This window comes from Sphaerobacter thermophilus DSM 20745 (assembly GCF_000024985.1).
In the GTDB taxonomy this organism is placed as follows: Bacteria; Chloroflexota; Chloroflexia; order Thermomicrobiales; family Thermomicrobiaceae; genus Sphaerobacter; species Sphaerobacter thermophilus.
Window position 1 is genome coordinate 722,009 of sequence record NC_013523.1, and the last position, 17,499, is coordinate 739,507.

General features: G+C 69.4%; 13 protein-coding genes. 9 read left to right on the plus strand and 4 right to left on the minus strand.

The genetic code is table 11. The features are described 5' to 3' along the window. Nucleotides 1–20: 20 nt before the first annotated feature. Together STHE_RS03245 and STHE_RS03250 are read left to right on the plus strand one after the other, a co-directional pair. Nucleotides 21–2,462, plus strand: a complete 2,442-nt coding sequence (locus tag STHE_RS03245) for a hypothetical protein (protein WP_012871140.1) — start codon at nucleotides 21–23, stop codon at nucleotides 2,460–2,462. Between the two features lie 138 nt (nucleotides 2,463–2,600). After that, entirely contained in the window at nucleotides 2,601–4,046 is a 1,446-nt protein-coding gene (locus STHE_RS03250; RefSeq protein ID WP_012871141.1) for a TolB-like translocation protein, read from the plus strand. A gap of 2 nt (nucleotides 4,047–4,048) precedes the next feature. Here STHE_RS03250 and STHE_RS03255 read toward each other — a convergent pair whose 3' ends face one another. The 3 genes from STHE_RS03255 to STHE_RS03265 form a co-directional block, all read right to left on the minus strand. Next, entirely contained in the window at nucleotides 4,049–4,702 is a 654-nt protein-coding gene (locus tag STHE_RS03255; protein WP_148219885.1) for a hypothetical protein, read from the minus strand. A gap of 86 nt (nucleotides 4,703–4,788) precedes the next feature. Continuing rightward, nucleotides 4,789–5,829: a DNA polymerase III subunit delta' gene (gene holB, locus STHE_RS03260; RefSeq protein WP_012871143.1), complete on the minus strand. Its 1,041-nt coding sequence runs from the start codon at nucleotides 5,827–5,829 to the stop codon at nucleotides 4,789–4,791. Between the two features lie 29 nt (nucleotides 5,830–5,858). Beyond that, complete coding sequence (locus STHE_RS03265; protein WP_012871144.1) at nucleotides 5,859–6,617, minus strand: NERD domain-containing protein; 759 nt, start codon at nucleotides 6,615–6,617, stop codon at nucleotides 5,859–5,861. A gap of 188 nt (nucleotides 6,618–6,805) precedes the next feature. Here STHE_RS03265 and STHE_RS03270 point away from each other — a divergent pair, with 188 nt between their 5' ends. The 3 genes from STHE_RS03270 to STHE_RS03285 are packed head-to-tail and all read left to right on the plus strand — an operon-like array spanning nucleotide 6,806 to nucleotide 10,657. After that, entirely contained in the window at nucleotides 6,806–7,726 is a 921-nt protein-coding gene (locus STHE_RS03270) for a glycosyltransferase family 2 protein (RefSeq protein ID WP_012871145.1), read from the plus strand. Further along, nucleotides 7,719–9,485 carry a glycosyltransferase gene (locus STHE_RS17755; RefSeq protein ID WP_012871146.1) on the plus strand — a complete coding sequence of 589 codons (1,767 nt, stop codon included), beginning with the start codon at nucleotides 7,719–7,721 and terminating at the stop codon, nucleotides 9,483–9,485. The genes STHE_RS03270 and STHE_RS17755 overlap by 8 nt, the downstream gene beginning before the upstream one ends. Continuing rightward, a complete protein-coding gene (locus STHE_RS03285) occupies nucleotides 9,482–10,657 on the plus strand; it encodes a glycosyltransferase (RefSeq protein WP_012871147.1) in 1,176 nt (391 codons plus the stop codon). The genes STHE_RS17755 and STHE_RS03285 overlap by 4 nt, the downstream gene beginning before the upstream one ends. A gap of 25 nt (nucleotides 10,658–10,682) precedes the next feature. Here the strand turns inward: STHE_RS03285 and nhaA are convergent, their stop codons facing one another. Continuing rightward, nucleotides 10,683–12,347 carry a Na+/H+ antiporter NhaA gene (gene nhaA, locus STHE_RS03290; protein WP_245534877.1) on the minus strand — a complete coding sequence of 555 codons (1,665 nt, stop codon included), beginning with the start codon at nucleotides 12,345–12,347 and terminating at the stop codon, nucleotides 10,683–10,685. 453 nt (nucleotides 12,348–12,800) lie between these two features. Between nhaA and STHE_RS03295 the strand changes: the two genes are divergently transcribed. The 4 genes from STHE_RS03295 to STHE_RS03310 all read left to right on the plus strand — a co-directional run bounded on the left by STHE_RS03295 (nucleotide 12,801) and on the right by STHE_RS03310 (nucleotide 17,440). Then, on the plus strand, nucleotides 12,801–13,190 hold the full coding sequence (locus tag STHE_RS03295) for a hypothetical protein (RefSeq protein ID WP_012871149.1): 390 nt from the start codon (nucleotides 12,801–12,803) through the stop codon (nucleotides 13,188–13,190). 111 nt (nucleotides 13,191–13,301) lie between these two features. Continuing rightward, nucleotides 13,302–15,023, plus strand: coding sequence for a gamma-glutamyltransferase family protein (locus STHE_RS03300; protein ID WP_012871150.1), 1,722 nt, complete (start codon nucleotides 13,302–13,304; stop codon nucleotides 15,021–15,023). 120 nt (nucleotides 15,024–15,143) lie between these two features. Next, nucleotides 15,144–16,472, plus strand: a complete 1,329-nt coding sequence (locus tag STHE_RS03305; RefSeq protein WP_012871151.1) for a DUF1015 domain-containing protein — start codon at nucleotides 15,144–15,146, stop codon at nucleotides 16,470–16,472. Then, the gene (locus STHE_RS03310) at nucleotides 16,469–17,440 is read left to right on the plus strand and encodes a phosphotransferase enzyme family protein (protein ID WP_012871152.1); all 972 of its coding nucleotides are present in this window, start codon (nucleotides 16,469–16,471) and stop codon (nucleotides 17,438–17,440) included. Before STHE_RS03305 ends, STHE_RS03310 begins: the two co-directional genes overlap by 4 nt. Nucleotides 17,441–17,499 lie beyond the last annotated feature (59 nt).

Consider the following 17,499-nt stretch of genomic DNA (forward strand, 5'->3'; position numbering starts at 1 on the left):
TGCAAACACGGGAAGCACCCATGGCCGTGGTGGCGATCGACGCGGGACGGCTCCTGGATGACTCGCCCTTCCTCTCGCTGGACCCCGCGGACGACCTCGGCTGCCGCGGCTCCCGGCATGTGTTCGCGATCCTGGAGCCGGTCGACGATGTCCCGGGAGTGGAGTCAGCCGCCCGCGAGGTGCTGGACCTGATCCATGAGGAGATGGCGCGGCGGGGCGGGCAGTCTCCGACGGCTGCGCTCCTCGCGGCGGTCGAGGCCGCCAACGGGTGGCTGTGTGCCGCGAATGTCGACCGGCCGCTGACGCACAGGCTGCGCTTCGGTCTGACGCTGTTGGTGGCGCGGGACGATGACCTCTACCTGGCCCAGGTGCCGCCGAGTCAAGTCCTGATCGGCCAGGAAGGCGTGCTCTACGCCTTTCCCTCCCTCGAGACGTGGCGGGGGCGCCATCGGCTGGATGAGACGGCACAGCCCCTCGGCCAGTTCCCGGAGATCGAGCCGGAGCTGTACCACACACGCATTGAGCGTGGCGACATGATCACCCTGGTGTCGACCGGCCTGGCGCGGGCCATCGACCTGGCGCCCCAGGACGTCTTCGTCGAGGGGGATGCCGCGGCCGTCGCGGAGCACCTCGTGGGGTTGATCGAAACCTTCGGCGTGAGTGATGCCTACGGCGCGGCGATCGCGGTCACTGCGGCGGGCGCCGGAGGGGGGCAGCACTCGCAGATCAGCTTCCTGCGGCGCGCAGCCGAGGTGTTCAGCCACCTCCTGCCGGAGGAGACGGCGCGCCGATTTCAATCCAGGGCGAAACAGTCTCACGAGGCGCTTGACCTGAGCCCGCAGGGGGTGCACACTGGGGTAACCCCAGTAGACGCGCCGGACATCGAACCCGGCTACGCCGCACCTGACGAATTCGCCGCTGGGGCGGATCAGGTAGGGTGGAACGGGCCGCTGGAGGACGACCAGGACGACGCGCCCGTGGTAGGCTTTTCGGGGAGTGACGGCGCCTTCTGGGTTCCGGGCGCGCGGTATGGGGTGGACAGGGATGCCGCCGCGCCCGAGTGGGATGGGGACGAACCGCTCGCCGAGGCTGAGTCCGACGCGGACGACGGGGAAGGGAGACGAACGCTGAGCGAGCTACTCGCTGCTGCTGTGCTGGCGCTCTCTGCCGCCGTCGTAGGTGTCTGGCAGCTCACCGTCAGCCGTGACCGGCCCGTGGGGCCGCCGCGGGACGACGGGACGCTCGGCCTGCCCCGTCTCGACCGCTACGCCGACCGCCCCCGCATGCCCGACCTGGCGGGGGTACGCAGCCGGCTCCCGCGCGTGCCCGCCGGCCGCCTGACCGGTGCGGTCACCCTGATCCTGGTTCTGTGTCTGGCCGGTGCGCTGGTCTTCTCCGTTCAATCGAGTCGCGCGCGGGCGCGTGAAGCGAAGATCGAACAACTCTTCCAGGAAGCGGTGGAGTTCCGTCAGCAGGCGGCGCAACTGACCGTGCCGATCGCGGCCCACGCGCACCTCGAGGCGGCTGAGTCGCGGATCCAGCTTGCCCTGGAGTCCGGGCTGGACCAGGCCCGCGCAGAGCAGGAGCTGGCGGCGATCGCCACCGCGCGGGATCAAGCGCTGGGCATCCAGCGCCTGACCAACATCCAGTTGCTGGGTGGTGTCCCGGCTGCACCGGAGGGCGTCTCGCCGCGCATCTTCTTCGGCAACGGGCAACTCTATGTGTTCACCGACGCGCTCTACCGGCTCGACAGCGACGGGGAAACGCTGATCCGCCTGCTCGCGCCGGAGGACGTCGTGGGCGGCGAGCCGGTCGGCACGCTCCTCGGCGCGGCATGGGGTGACGGTAGCCCCGTGGCTTTCTCCGGCACGGCCGCGTTCCTGTTCGACCCGACGACCGCGACCTGGCAACGCCAGCCCCTGGGGACGTTCGGAACGCCCTACAGTGGCATCGTTCAGTCGAACGGCTACGCCGGCAATCTCTACCTGCTCTCGCCCGGCTCCGGGCAGATCCTCAAGTTCGCCGCCGGCGCGTTCGGGCAGCAGCCGGAGGACTGGACCGCCGGACTGGCGGCCAATGACCTGATGTCTGCGGTCGATATGGAGATCGATGGTCGCATCTACGTGCTGCTGGCCGACGGTCGCATCCTCGACTTCTACATGAGCGCGCTGGACCACACCTACACGCCGTCGGTCACCCCGGCGATTCGCGACGCCGTGGCGTTGTCGGCACAGGCAGGGCGGCCGTACATGTACGTGGCGGACGGCGAGAATCGCCTGCTGCGGCTGACGCGGGACGGCGCGGTCGTGCAGCAGTTCATGGCCGGGTCAGGCGTGCCGGAGCTGGCCAACATTCGCGACATCGCCGTCGACGACGTGCTGGGTGTCGCCTACGTCCTTACCGATCAGGCGCTCCTCCAGGTGCGCCTCCCCGCCCCGCCCCAGGAGGGCGCAACTCACTGACGACGTTGCTGAACCGGCCGGGCGCGAAGCCCGGCCGGTTTCGTCATGGGTGAATCGGATCGCGCACGATTCAAAACCTCACCCTGCACACGATTCGCAACCTATCCCCAGATGCGACGTTCTCCTATCAGATAGTCAATGATGAACGCGTATGAGGGGAGAGCGACGCTGCGACGCAAATGGGTACTGCTGGCAGTGGTGGTCGTCCTGCTGATCGGGGCCGGTCCGGTCGGTGCAGCGGACATCCTGCACGACACGGTCGACAAGGTCTTCCTTGAGCAACGGCTCAAGGGGCTGATCGGGAAGACCGGACTTGATCCGTTCGACCCGGTGAGCCCGCTCGCCGAGGCGCGGGTGCTGGACATTGAGCGGGGCGGGCGCGGTGAGTACGACGCGGCTCTGATCCGCTTCATCTATGAGGACGGCCGCAGCCGTGACGTTCGGGTGTGGCTGTCGCATCCATACCGCCTCCGGCCCGGCTGGCAGTATACCGGCCTCGATCGCTACAACACGCCGCATGAAGAGTTGCCCGGCTTGCTCCTCGATTCACCCGACGCACCAGTCCGGCTGGGCACCCCGCGTCGCCTCGATCACGCGGACCCGGTGTTCACCGGGGTCGCGGGCTTCGATTCGTCGCCGCCCGGCGGTGTCGACCGCTTGATCTGGTCACCGCAGGGGGATGCTGTGATCGTGTCGCAAGGCATACCCCACGAGATACGACTCGTCCTCCTGCCTGTGGACGGTGGAGAGCCGCTCACGTTGCCGGGTGGGGCTGTGACGCTTCCCGAGTGGACGGCGGACGGCTCGGGGATCGTCTACGCGAGATATGACGGAGGGCCCGATCCGGTGCTCACGATGGTGGACCGCGCGGGAACCGTCGTCTGGCGCGAGGTGGGCGGCGAGGTGCACGGGTACGCTCCCGTGCCCGACGGCGTGCTCATCGTGCGCTCCGGCGCGCTCTGGCACATCCCGGTCGGTGCGACCGGCGATGTGACGGCTCGCCGGCTGATCGATCTCCCTGCCGGTTGGTCTTCGGGTGTCCTCGCTCCCGATCCGAGCGGGAACCGCCTGGCGTACACCTGCGGGAGTGACCTCTGCTTGTTCGATCGCTCCACTGGTTGGTCCCAGCGCGTGGAATTGCCGTATCCGGAGCCGGGTATTGTGCGTGACCCGGATGGAACATGGCGCCCCCCGTCGCGTGGACGGGCACATGTTCTCAACCTGAAGTTGCGGATCGCCTGGAGCCCCGACGGCCAGCGCGTGGCCCTGGTTCAGTCCGACCAAAATGCGCGCCCGTTGCTGCTGCTCTTCGACCGCGACGGCTCCTTGGTGCAGCGAATCCCGCTCGGGCCTGACGGGTGGGTCGTCGATCCCCAGTGGACGCCGGACAGCGAGCTGCTGTTCCTTCAGACCTACCCGGCCAATGGCCGGCGCCTGGTGGTGGTCGACGCCGACTCGGGCGTGGTCTACGACCTCAGTCAGCCCGGTTGGCATGCATCGGGCAGTCTCTCTCCAGCCGGCGATCGCCTGATCGTAACCGGGTGGGAGCCCGCGCTGTGGGTCGTGCCGTTCGAGCGGCAGTGATGCTAGCCGCCGACAGGGGTGAGGTCGGCGATGGGCACCGTCACCTCGGTGCCGGTGTCGAGGCGGACGGTCGCATGCCAGTGCCGCGTCGAGACGGACAGGAGGATGCCGGGGCCGTCGGGCGTCTGGACCCGGCGGCCGATGCGGGGAAGTCCCTCGGGTGCGAAGGTCTCGGAGCCGAGTGTATCGAAGCGCGCGGCGACGATGACGTCGAGGTCGTCCTCTTGGATGCGGAGCCGGCCGACGCCGCCGAAGAGGTGTTCGGCGGCTGGCTCGAGTGGCCCCTCCCGTTCCGGGTGCACCGGCAGGCCCAGTGCGCCGGCCAGGGTGCTCGCGAGCACGGCCATCTGTTCCTCGTCACCGCGGTACGACACCAGCGCGGTGGCGCCGTCCAGGGTGAAGCGCAGGCCGGTCAGGAAGGCGGGCAGCCCGGCCTCGCGCACGACGTCGAGGGCGCGGTCGAGTGCCGCGCGTGCCTGCTCGGTCAGCTCGGCCACCCGCGCGATCTCCTCCGCCGAGAGGCGGCGGGTGACGGCGGGGAGTGGGCGGGGCAGGCGCTCCATGGCCACCTGCTGCGGCGTCACGACCACCTGAGCGGGCTCCTCCCCGGCCGGGCCGGGGATGGCAATCCATTCGCCGAGGACCGGGTCCGGCACGCGGGCCTCACAGAAGCGCAGGCGGCCGAGTCCTGGTGTGCGGGCGCCGAGGACCGGGATGGTTGTTCTCGCTGATTGGTTGGGATTCATCGCGGCTGAGGCCATTGGGTCACCATGTGGTCGAGTACCAATCGTGGCTGCGCGTTGATGGCGAGGTCGCCGAGCGCCTGGAGGGTGGCGACGACCCCGCGGTGGATCTCGGCCAGCGTCCACTGCCGCGCGAGCCGGGCCAGGCGATCACGCCGGTCGGCGTTGACGATGGCGTCGTCACAGCCACCCGCGAGCAGGAGCAGGTCGCGCCACAGCCCGAGCAGGAGGTCGATCTGCCGCTCGACCACGTCGCGCTGGCCGCGACGGTAGGTATCGGCCAGGCGCCGGGCCCCGGCGATGGCCGCGAGCGGGCTCTCGATCATCTCCAGCCCGGCGTCGACCGCCTGACGCCGCGCGTTGAGCGCCTCGGGGTCCGCCGCGAGCGCCAGCGCGTGGCCGATGCGCCCGCGGGACAGGCTCGCAATCGTCGCAGCGTCCTCCGGCGGGATGCCGCGCCGGGTCAACTCGGCGGCAACGGCACTGCGGCTTAGCGGCTCGAGCGGCACGGGCTGGCAGCGTGAGCGGATCGTCTCCGGGAGGGCCTCCGCCTCGGTGGCGATGAGGATGAGGACGACGAAGGGCGGCGGCTCCTCCAGCGTCTTGAGCAGCGCGTCAAAGGCGTCGCGGGAGAGGAGGTCGCTTTCGGCGATGATGGCGACGCGCCAGCGGCCCTCCATCGGCCGCAGGGAGATCGATGCGCGAAGGTTGCGGACGGTCTCGATGGAGATGCGGGTGTGCTTCCCGTCGCCGCGCTCCTCGGTGGCCGCCTGGGTCTCGCGGCTGATGACTGACACGTCCGGGTGGACTCCCCGCTCCACCCGCTGGCAGGCAGAGCAGCGGCCGCAGGGGCGTTCGTCTGCTGGCGCCTCACAGAGGAGCGCCTGGGCGAAGATGCGCGCCAGCGTGAAGCGGCCGATCCCCTCGGGACCGGAGAAGAGATAGGCGTGCGCCACCTGGCCCGTGCGAGCTGCACGGGCGAGCATCTCAACGGCGACGGTATGGCCGACGATCGGCCAGGGGGTGGCGGCAATCTCCATCGTCTGTCCCGCGTCGCTTCGGGTTCCGCCTAGACCTCTGCGCGCCGGGCGTTGGGGTCGCGGCTCGGGATCGAGATCGGCCCCTCGACCTCTTCGCCCTCCGAGAGGGCGGCGATGATCTCCTCGCGCTGCTTGTTGTGCAGGAGGGCTTCGGTCCCCAGGTCGCGCACTGCTGCCAGGAGTTCATCCCCACGGACCACGGTCAGGTCGGACGAGATGACCTCCAACTGGACCTGCGGGTGGACGAAGACGATCATGCCGTCGATCAGGTCGGCGCCGGGCAACTGCCGAGACTCCAGGAATTGCTTGAGGGCTTCCTGCTGGCGCTGGTTCTCGAGGGTAGGGTTGCCGAGCGGCGGCCCTGCCAGGTTGAATAGTGCCAGCCAGCGGCGACCGAGCCGGCGCCAGCGGTTGTTCTCGACGCGTACGCCGCCGAAGACCAGGCGCGTGGTCAGGACGACCAGACCGCCCGGGTAGACCAGGACGTGCTCCGGGGCGAAGCCCGGGATCTGCGGGTAGTGGATCAGTGTGTAGCGGTCGTTGAGCCGGCGCAGGTGCTGGTCGAGGATCTCATCCGGTCGTGGGCTGCGGCCCCACTTGGCGAGTTGTTGCATGCCGGTGTTGAACAGGATAAAGCCCACGATCAGGACCGCGTAGGCCAGCACGATGAGTTGCGTCTGCAAGGTAAGCGGGAACGAGGCGAAGAGCCCGAGCAGGCCCGTCAGCACCATCAGTCGCGCCGTGCGGCGGCGCTGTCGCATGAACCCGCGGTGGACGACCAGCCGCATCGACGAACTCCCGCCTTCCCGCGTCGTCCGCGAAAATCATGGGGAATGCCGACCGATTCCCTCCCAGCGGAGTCTAGCACGGGCCGTGGTCGCCGAACCAGCCCCGTGGCTGGGGCCGGCTGCGCACGACATTGCGTGGAGGGCCGCACCGTGGTAACAGGCCGATATCAAGCGCGAAGGAACGGCTGATGAGCGAGACCGGGGGCGACATCGACATCACCACGATCGTCGTCTCCTGGAACACGCGCGACCTGCTGGCGCGCTGCCTGGCGTCGGTCGAGCGCGAGTTGGAGGCGACCGGGCTCCGCGGCGAAATCGTGGTGGTCGACAACGCCTCGACCGACGGGACGGCGAAGATGGTGCGGGAGCGCTTCCCGGCCGCGTCGCTGGTGGCGCTGGAAGAGAACCGGGGCTTCGCGGCGGCCAACAACCTGGCCCTGGCGCGGGCCCGTGGCGCGGCCGTGTTGCTGCTGAACCCCGATGCCGAGTTGCTCCCCGGTGCGCTGGATGCTCTGTGGCGGGCTCTGCATGCGGCGCCGCACGTCGGGATGGCCGGCGCGCTCCTGTTGAACCCGGACGGCACAGTGCAGTCGGCGGGGTATCGTTTCCCGGGGCTGACGCAGGTCCTGCTTGACTTCTTCCCGATCCACCCGCGCCTCGTCGGCTCGCGCCTGAACGGTCGGATCTCCCCGGGAGATGGGCTCAGCCCGGTTGCCATCGACCACCCGCTGGGGGCCTGTATGCTGGTCCGTCGGGAGGTGGTCGATACGGTTGGCGGGATGGATGAGGGATACTTCCTCTACAGCGAGGAGATTGATTGGTGCCGGCGGATCGCCCGGGCAGGGTGGACGATCGTGACCGCTCCCGCCGCGCGGGTGATCCACCACGGCGGGCAGAGTACGAGTCAGGTACCCGACGCCATGTTCCTTCAGCTCCACCGCAGTCGCGCCCGCTACTTCCGGCGCTACCACTCGCCCCGCTTCGTCCGCGCCGTTGCGCTGGCTGCGCGTGCCGCGGCGGTGGTCGAGACGCTGCGGGGTGGACCGCGTGCTTCGGCACTGCGGGAGGTCGCGGGCATCTACGCCGTCGCGGAGGCGGCCGATGCCTGAGGGTAACGGGCCCCTGCCGCTGGCCGTCGTCGTGCTGACGCGCGACGAGGAGCGTCACCTGCCTGATTGCCTGGCGAGCGTGCAGGGCCTGGTAACGGCGGGCGCGCTGCTGTTCGTCCTCGACTCGGAGAGCACCGACCAGACGGTGGCGATTGCCCGGCGATTCGGCGCCCGCGTCGCCGTGCGGCCCTTCGACGGCTACGCGAGCCAGCGGCAGGCCGCGCTCCGTATGGTCGACCGGCCGTGGGTTCTGTTCCTCGACGCCGACGAACGGCTGAGCCCGGCATTGACGGCGGAGGTGATCGACGCCGTGCGCACGGGGTCGCCCGACGTGGCGGGCTACTGGCTGCCCCGTCGGAACTGGATCCGGGGGCGGGAGATGCGGGGCGGCGGTTGGTGGCCGGACTACCAGCTCCGGCTCCTGCGCCGCGACCGCGCACACTATCGCGTCGGGCGCGAGGTCCACGAAATCGTGGATCTGGATGGCCCGGCGGGGTGGCTCTCGGAACCGCTGCTGCACCTGAACTACGACAGCCTACGGGAGTTCCGCGCCAAGCAGGCGCACTACGCGCGGATGCGCGCGGAGTCGCTGCGGGCGGCCGGGCAGTTCCCGCGACGACGCACCTACATCGGCCAGCCGGCGCGCGAGTTCTTCCGCCGTGTCGTTCGCCTGCGTGGCTACCGGGACGGGCCACTTGGCTTGGTTCTCGCCGCCATCCTGGCGTGGTACGAGTTGCGCACCTGGATCTGGGTAGGCCCGCCCCCGCCGCCCGAGGCGTCCAGCGTGGAGCCAATCGCGCTGCCGCTGCCGGAGATCGACCTGAGCGTCGTGATCGTCAGCTACAACGTGCGCGACCTGCTGCTGGACTGCCTGACCTCGCTCGAGGCGGCCTTTGCGGCGGGTGGCATGACGACCGAGATCATCGTGGTCGACAACGCCTCCTGCGACGGTACCGCCGAGGCGGTGCGGCGTCGTTTCCCGTCGGTCCGGGTCGTCGAAGCCGGAGCGAACCGGGGCTTCGCCGCCGGGTGCAACATGGGGATCCGGCTGGCGCGCGGTCGTGCCATCGCCCTGCTCAATCCGGACACCACAGTGGTTGGCGATGCGCTCGGCACGCTGGCCCGTTACCTGGAGGAACACCCGGATGTCGGCGTGGCCGGCCCGCGTGTCTACCGCCCGGACGGGACCACCCAACCGACCCGGCGTCGCTTCCCGACGCTGGCGACCGGCCTGCTGGAAAGCACCATCATCCAGGACTACTGGAAGAACAACCGGGTGCTGCGGCGGTACTACGTCGCCGACCGGTCGGACGACGAGGAGCAGGAGGTCGACTGGCTGGTCGGCGCCTGCCTGGTCGCCCGGCGGGAGGCAGTGGAGATGGCGGGACTGCTCGACGAGCGCTTCTTCATGTACTCGGAAGAGGTCGAGTGGTGCCGGCGCATCCGTGAGGCGGGGTGGAAGATCATGTACGTCCCCTCGGCAGCGGTGACGCACTACGAGGGGGCCAGCAGCAGCCAGGACATCCCGGCGCGGCAGGTGGACTTCGACACCTCGAAGGTCCTGCTGTTCGAGCGGCTGTACGGCCGCGGCGTCGCCCGATTCCTCCGCGCCTTCCTGCTCGCCAGTTACCTCGTGCGGGTCGTCATCGAAGGGGCGAAGGGGCTGGCGGGCCACAAGCCGGAACTGCGGCGCGCACGGGTCGCGCTCTACCTGCGCGCGTTCCGCAGCCGCCTACGTCCCGGGAGGCGCCTGTCGTGAGCCAGCGCGGCCGCGTCCTCTTCGTCACCGGCGAGTACCCGCCGATGCGCGGCGGCGTCGGGGACTACACGGCGCGGCTGATTCAGGCGCTGGAAGACACCGGCTGGCAGGCGTCAATCCTGACAGCGGCGGCCGCCCGAGACAACGACGACCCGCGCGTCCTCCCCTGGGTCACTCGCTGGGACTGGACGGCCCGGAGGGTCGTGCGCCGCGCCGTCGAGGCGACGGGCGCGGACCTGGTGCACATCCAGTACCAGACCGGCGCCTTCGCCATGCACCCGGTGATCAACCTGCTCCCCATGCTCCTGCGGCGCGTCGGTCCTCGCGTCCCGGTCGCGGTGACCTTTCACGACCTACGCGTCCCGTACCTCTTCCCGAAAGCGGGGCGTGTCCGGCAGTGGGCGAACCGCCTGCTGGCGACCAGCGCCGACGCCGTGATCGCGACCAACGCGCTCGACCGGAATCTCCTGTACTGCTGGCCGCGGGTCGCCGAGCGGACCGTGCTCATCCCGATCGGGAGCAACCTGCCCGACCCGGGGCACGTCGATGCGGGCGCGGTCCGGGCGCGGCTCGGCATCGCGGAGGGTGAGTGTGCCGTCGGCTTCTTCGGGTTCCTCACGCGCGACAAAGGGGTGGACCTCCTGCTCGACGCCCTCGAGCGGCAGAGTGAGCACCGCGTCCGCCTGGTGATCGTTGGCGGCGGACTGGGAGACACCGACGCCGCCAACGCGGACTACCACCGGACGCTGCGCGAGCGCCTCGCCCGGAGCAGTGTGCCGTCCACGGTGACCGGCCACCTGGAGCCGCGGGCGGCGGCAGAGGCGCTGGCCGCGCTCGACCTCGTCGTGCTCCCGTTCTGCCAGGGCGCCAGCCTGCGCAACGGCACGCTCATCGCCGCGGTCCGCGCGGGCGCGCCGGTAGTGACGACGGTTCCGGCCCCTGGTGACGCGCTCGACCCGCTGGTAGGCGGAGAGAGCGTCTGGCTGGTCCCACCCGGAGACGTGGGCGCCCTGACACACGCAGTCGCGTCGCTGCTCCGCGATGCGTCAATGCGGGCACGGATGCGTCAGGAGGCGCGGGCGGCCGCCGCCGCGTTCGACTGGTCCCGGATCGCGGCACGGCACGCCTCGGTGTACGAAAGCGTGCTGGGGAAGCGCGCCGGTACCGGGTGACGGTACCGGCGTCACATCCCGATCCTCAATCGCCATCGGATAGCTCCGGCTCGGAACCGGTCGACGGGAGCGTCAAGCGGAGGAAGCGGTAGCCGAGCGCACCGATGACGACCGATCCGATCAGGATCCCGATCCGCGCGTCGTCCGCCGAGATGTCGGGGCCGAATGCCAGCTCCGAGATGAAGAGCGACATCGTGAAGCCGATCCCGCCCAACGCGGCGACGCTCATGACATCCCTCCAGGAGATGTCCGCCGGCAGAAGGGCGACGCCGGTCCGCACGGCGAGCCAGGCGAAGAGGCTGATCCCGAGGGGCTTGCCTACCACCAGGCCCGCGATCACTCCCCAGGTGACGGAGCTGCGGATGGCGTCTCCCAGTCCGTCCACCAGCGGAATCCCGGCGTTGGCGAACGCGAAGAGCGGCAGCACGGCGTAGACCACCCAGGGGTTGAGTCGGTGCTGCAGGTGGGTTAGCGGAGTCTCGACGTCCTCTGAGAGTTCTTCGAGCGCCTGCGTTGCACGCTGCTGGCGTTCGTTGCTCAGGATGCGCATGGTGCTGTCACAGGCGGTCTCGAACTCGTCGAGGAGTTCGCGCGCCCGCGTCACGAATGCCTTCGGGTTGATCCAGGAGCGGGACGGTACGGTCATGGCGACCAGCACGCCCGCGATGGTGCCATGGATCCCGGATTGGAAGACCGCCAGCCACACACCCAGGCCGAGGAACGCATAGACCGGCCAACGGTGGAATCCGGCGAGATTCGCGACGAGGAGCGCACCGAGCAGAACGGCTGCGAGCCCGAGCGCGGACCAGGCGATCTGATCGGTGTAGAAGACCGCGATCACCAGCACCGCGATGATGTCATCCACGATGGCGAACGCGGTGACGAAGACGATGAGCAGCGGTGGCACCCGAGCCGCCAGCAGGCTGAGGATACCGAGTGAGAACGCGGTATCGGTTCCGATCGGGATACCCCACCCGGACATCGTGCCGTCGCCCGCGTTGAGCACGAGATAGATGAGCGCGGGAGTCAAGGCTCCGCCGATGGCCGCCGCGATCGGGAGCGCTGCCTGACGCGGGCGCCGAAGTTCGCCCACCAACACCTCGCGCTTGATCTCCAGTCCGACGGTGAAGAAGAAGAGGGCCATCAGCGCGTCGTTGATCCAGTGGCGGAGCGACTCGGTGATCCCGAAGGACGCCGTGCCGATCGTGAACTCGGTCTCCCAGAAGTGCTCATACGCCTCGGCCCATGGGGAGTTAGCCAGCATCAGTGCCAGGAGTGCACCGATGAGCAACAGACCGATCCCCGAGATGCTGGTACGGACGAACTCGCTGACTGGCGCGAGTGCCAGGGCAAGGGGCTGCTCCTGGGCGGTGCCGGTGATGTTCTCGATCCGCGGGCTGTTCTCCGCCAGCCCCTCTCCGCGCGCGTGCCATTCCTTCTTTTCATCCGACTCGAGCCACTGTTGAAGGTTGACCTTCCTGTCGAACCGCATGACCACCCGGTACTCGCGGCTGCCACGGGGCGGGCGAAGCACCCGGGCCCCGAGGAATCCGGGGAAATTCGCTGCCGCCTGGTTGACGCTGCGGAGGTATTGCTCGAACTCCCGCTCCCGGCCTTGCCGGGCCTGAATCCGAATCTCGAGCGTGATTGGCTGCTGGTATAGGGCGTCTTGGGTAGTTGCTCGATCCACGTAGTGTGCCCTCTCGTTCGGGTACGGTTCTCCGTCCGGTACCGAACCTCGACCCCTCGACGGGCGAGCGGCGATCGCAGTGGGCCGGCTGGCTGGTGCCGACGGACACGTTCCCCCCGGTGGGTCGCCCGTGAACGCGGTGACGTGGTGGATACCGTGGATCCGCTGGTCCACCATCGTCTCTCCCCCGCTAGTGCGACCGGCAGCGCAGGGCGCTGACTTGGACGCCGGAGAAGTGCGCAATTCTACAACTCTGAGCACTCCTCCTGCATTCCCAATGCCCTGAGGCGGATGCGAAAGGGGCAAGAGACGGCTTGCGGAGACGTGAAGATGGCGAGTTAGCCGCGGGAGCAGGCCACACCCGTAGTACACTAACGGGTGACGAGAGACCTGACAGGGTATCGCGCGGTGACCCCGGCACTCGGGCGCCGCGCCACATTCGGAGGTTCATTGGTGAAGTACTACTTGAAGACGGGCCGGGGAACACCTGCAGAGGAGATCGATGAGGCGACCGGCGCCGCGATTCTGAGCAAGGGCCGGCACGAGGGCCGACGGGTCGTCGAGGTATTTACCCTCCATCCCAGCGGCCGGATCGATCGCTGCGTGGAGCGGCCGCGTCGCAAGCTGGGCAGCAATGCCATCGTCAGCCGGAGCTGGCTCTGTGAGACCTACATGCCCGATGATCCCGAAGGGTGGGGCGACGACCGCTACATCCACGACGCTGAGGAGGCGGTGACCGACGCCGATCCAGCCCCGGAAGCGGTCATGCTCGTGCTGCTCGGGGCCGAGGGCGACTCGGACGCGAACGTCGCGCAGTTGCAGTCGGTCAAGGCGCATTCGTAGCGCGTCCGCTCCGCCTCGTCTGCATGCGACGGTCCCGCCCAGCCTTCCGGGCGGGACCGCTGATTCGGGGACGGCAACCGCCGTGGAGAGCAGAGAAGGGAAGGTCCGAACATGGCCACCATGCCGGTCCGCCGCACGTCGCATCGGCCGCCGATCCAGGCGCGGCACTACGTCGCGGCATCGGGGCACTATCTGGCGACCACCGCGGCGTTGCGGATACTTGCGCAGGGCGGGAACGCGATCGATGCGGGCGTGGCGGCCGGTATCTGCCTCAATGTGCTGCTGCCGGACCTGACCAGCTTCGGCGGTGTGGCGCCGATCATGGTCTACCACCGTGCCACCGATGAGCTGAAGGTCATCACCGGCCTCGGCTGCTGGGGCCGCAGCGCGAGCCTGGAAGTCTTCCTGGAGGAAGAGCAGGGGGAGATCCCGGTTGGGGTGCGGCGGTCGGTCGTGCCGGGTGCGCCGGATGCCTGGCTCACGGCGCTGGCACGCTACGGGAAGCTCTCCTTCGCCGAGGTGGTGCAGCCGGCCATCGAGCTGTGCGAGGGCGGTTTCCCGGTCTACCCTTCGCTGCACCGCAACATCGCCAAGGAAGCGGACGTCATTTCCCGGTGGCCTTCGACGGCGGCGATCTTCCTGCCCGGCGGCGAGGTGCCGGCGGTCGGCGACGTGCTGCGGCAGCCCGACCTGGCGCGGACTTTCCGGCGCATGATCGCGGCCGAGCGTGCGGCGGCGGGACGAGGGCGCGTGGCGGGCATCGAAGCCGCGCGCGACCTCTTCTACCGGGGCGATATCGGCAAGGAGATCGCCGAGTTCATCACCCGCGAGGGCGGCTTCGTCTCCGAAGAGGACATGGCCGAGTTTCACGTCGACGTCGAGGACCCGGTCCACACGAGCTATCGCGGCGTGGACGTTTTCGCCTGCGGGCCGTGGTGCCAGGGGCCGGTCATCCCGCAGACGCTCAACGTCCTGGAGGGGTTCGACCTGCGCGCGATGGGTCACAACTCGGCCGACTACGTGCATACGGTGGTCTCGGCGCTCGACCTGGCCTTCTCCGACCGGGAGGCGTACTACGGGGATCCGAAATTCGTCGATGTCCCGCTCGACATCCTGCTTTCGAAGGAATACGCGGCGCGGCAGCGCGAGCGGATCGATCCCGCCCGGGCCTTCGGCGCGATGCCGGAGCCGGGGCTCGGCCGCGCAGGAGCGACGCCGGAGGGTGCGGACGCGCGGGTGCCGTTGCAGCCGGACACGAGCTACGTGTGCGTCGTCGATGAGGAGGGGAACGCCTTTTCGGCCACGCCGAGCGACGGGATCGGGAGCACGCCGGTCGTGCCCGGCCTGGGCCTGCTCTGCTCCGGTCGCGGCTCGCAGAGCTGGCTGATCCCGGAGCATGCGTCGTCGCTCCAGCCGGGCAAGCGCCCGCGCCTGACCCCCAACCCGGCCATCGCCTTCCGCGACGGGCGGGTGTGGATGCCGTTCGGCACGCCCGGCGCCGATATGCAGCCGCAGTCGATGATCCAGGTGCTGCTCAACGTCCTCGAGTTCGGGATGGACATCCAGGAGGCGATCGAGCAGCCGCGCTTCGGGACCTTCAACTACCCAGAGTCGTTCTGGCCCCACACCTACCGCCCGGGGGCGCTCATGCTGGAGGCACGCATCCCACCCGAGGTGGCTGAGGAACTGCGTGGGCGTGGCTACGATGTGACCATGTGGCCGGAGTGGACCCGGATCACGGGCAACGTCTGCGCCATCATGATCGACCACGACCGGGGGACACTCACCGGCGGCGCTGACGCCCGGGCGGAAGCCTATGCCGCGGGGTGGTAGGCGTCCAGCCGGGACTGAATCACGCTCGACGCGGGTTATACCCTTTGGAAGACTTAGCAAGACGGGGTGGGGGACCACCCCGCTCTTGTCACGTGCGGGTGCGCGGCGGAGGGTGCGACGTTGGCCGAGATCCGGCCGTTCCGGGGTGTACGCTACAACACGGCGCGGGTCGGCGGGCTGCGCGAGGTGATCGGACCGGCGGAGGACATTCCGTCCAACGAGCGGGCGCAGGCGCTGACGGCCGGCCATCCCTACCATTCAGTGCGTCTCGAGATGCACGACCCGGACACGGCCGACCGGTTCGCCGCGGCAGGGGAGCGCTTCCGGCAGTGGCTGCGGGAGGGCGTGCTCATTCGGGACGAGCGGCCCGCGTTCTATGCGTACGAGCACGAGTACCGGATCGGGGACAGGCTGCGACGGCGTCGCGGGTTCTTCGCCGCGCTGCGCCTCGCCGACCCGGCCGACGGGGTCGTGCTGCCGCATGAGGAAACCCTGCCCCACAACGTGGCTGTGCGCCTCGCGCTACTGCGCGGCATCCGCGCCAACCTGAGCGCGGTGTACACGCTGGTCGAGGACGAGGGCCGGCTTGCGAGTATCCTCGACCAGGTGATGGCCGCCCCGCCCGCCGAGTCGGATATGGACGACGAGGGCGGCTGCCACCGGCTCTGGATCGTGACTGATGAGACTGTAATCGCGGCGCTGCAGGCGACCGTCGCCGGGCGGCCGCTCTACATTGCCGACGGCCACCACCGCTACACCGCGGCCCTGATCTACCGGGACGAGCGTCGGGCAGCGACCGGGGACGCCGGGGCGGCAGAGTACGTTCTGACCCACATCGCGTCGGTGGATGATCCGGGCATCATGGTTCTGCCGATCCACCGGGTGGTGCGCGCACTGAACGGCTCGACCTGGGATGAGGTCCTGGGGCACCTGCGGCAGCACTTCAGCGTCAGCGAGGAACCGCTACCGCCGGAGAATCCGGCACTCGACATCGCCGGCCAAATCGAGCGGCTCGATGCCCTCGACGGCCCGCCGGCCTATCTCTTGCTGGAGCCGGGGGGCCGCCGCCTGGCGACGCTCCGGGTGCGGCATTGGGACGAGGTCGAGCATGTGCTACCGCCAGGGTCGTCCGGGCTGACGCGGCATCTGGACGCGACCGTGGCGGACGCAGTAGTGCTGCGGCATGTGCTCGGGATCGACGACGGCTCGCTGGAGGAGCGGGTAGACTTTACGCCCAACGTCGAGCAAGCCGTGTCCGAGACGCGCGCGGGCACGGCGGCTGCGGCGCTATTCGTCCGGCCGACTCGACTGCGCACGCTGCTCGCCGTGGCGGGTGCGGGGGAGCGGATGCCGCAGAAATCGACATACTTCTACCCGAAGATCCCGATCGGCCTCGTGGTGTATGATTGCGCCACGACCGATGGATTGGGGGACAGCGGACCGTCGTGAAGACGCCATTGCGCGCGCTTGAACCGGCGCTGCAGCACTACGGGGTGACGGCCTCGGCCGCCAGCGAGGTCTACTCTGGCTTCAACCTCCACTTTCGCCTCACGACCCCCGACGGCGACAAGCACCTGATCATCTTCCGGCCTCAGGCGGGCAAGCCGCCGCGCGACTTCCAGTTCGACCTCTGGCAGCACATCCTGGCCCAGGGCTTCACGCTGCTCCCGCAGCCGGTCAAGACGGTGGGTGGGCAGGACTACGCGGGTACCCCGCTGGGAACGGTGGCGCTGACCGAGTGGGTGCCGGGCGAGAGCGGGTCGCTGCACGAAGACTGGTCGGGGCCGATGATCTGCAAGGCCGCCAGCGTGCTGGCCGACCTGCATGGGGCCGCGCGCCACTTCCGCCCTGATCCGGCGGAGGCAGACCGCCTGGCGCCGCTGTACCTCCCGGCGGATGCCTGGGTCGATCGCGTCGACCAGATGGTGGCCGACTTCGGCGATCGCACCGCGGCGGACGCGGAGCTGATGGACGCCGTGCGATACCGTGTGGAAGAGACCCTCGCCCGGTTCGACGCGGCGGCCTACGAGTCCGCGCTGGCGGCCGGGACGACGGTGGTGCACGGCGACTACCGACCGGGGAATCTGGTCATCAACGACAGCGAAATCGCCGCCGTCATCGACCTGGACGCAGCTTTCTGGGAGAGCCGGGTCTACGATCTGGCCTACGCCGCGTTCCAGTTCGGGGGCAAGGAGGGGGTCTACCCGCAGCCGGGCGCCAGGCCGGGGGCCTACTTCGTCCGCTCCTACTGCCGGCGCTGGCCCTTGACCGAGGCGGAGCAAACCCTCCTGCCGTTCTTCCTTCGACAGGTCGTCCTGAAGCGCCTGCTCGTGGGGCGCGATGCTGAGCCGCGCCTGGCCCTGCTCGACCAGTTGGACCGCGGGTTAGAGGACGCACTCGTCCGCGCCGCGGCTTGACCGTCTCCAGCGGAATCCCGGCGTCGACGCGGGGCAGCAGGCTCGAGTGATGCCGCGTG

Excerpts from the sequence above, each read along its gene's own strand:
- STHE_RS03245 (WP_012871140.1), top strand. The coding sequence starts at position 21 with ATGGCCGTGGTGGCGATCGACGCGGGACGGCTCCTGGATGACTCGCCC.
- STHE_RS03250 (WP_012871141.1), top strand. The coding sequence starts at position 2,601 with ATGATGAACGCGTATGAGGGGAGAGCGACGCTGCGACGCAAATGGGTA.
- holB (WP_012871143.1), bottom strand. The coding sequence starts at position 5,829 with ATGGAGATTGCCGCCACCCCCTGGCCGATCGTCGGCCATACCGTCGCC.
- STHE_RS03265 (WP_012871144.1), bottom strand. The coding sequence starts at position 6,617 with ATGCGGCTGGTCGTCCACCGCGGGTTCATGCGACAGCGCCGCCGCACG.
- STHE_RS03270 (WP_012871145.1), top strand. The coding sequence starts at position 6,806 with ATGAGCGAGACCGGGGGCGACATCGACATCACCACGATCGTCGTCTCC.
- STHE_RS17755 (WP_012871146.1), top strand. The coding sequence starts at position 7,719 with ATGCCTGAGGGTAACGGGCCCCTGCCGCTGGCCGTCGTCGTGCTGACG.
- STHE_RS03300 (WP_012871150.1), top strand. The coding sequence starts at position 13,302 with ATGGCCACCATGCCGGTCCGCCGCACGTCGCATCGGCCGCCGATCCAG.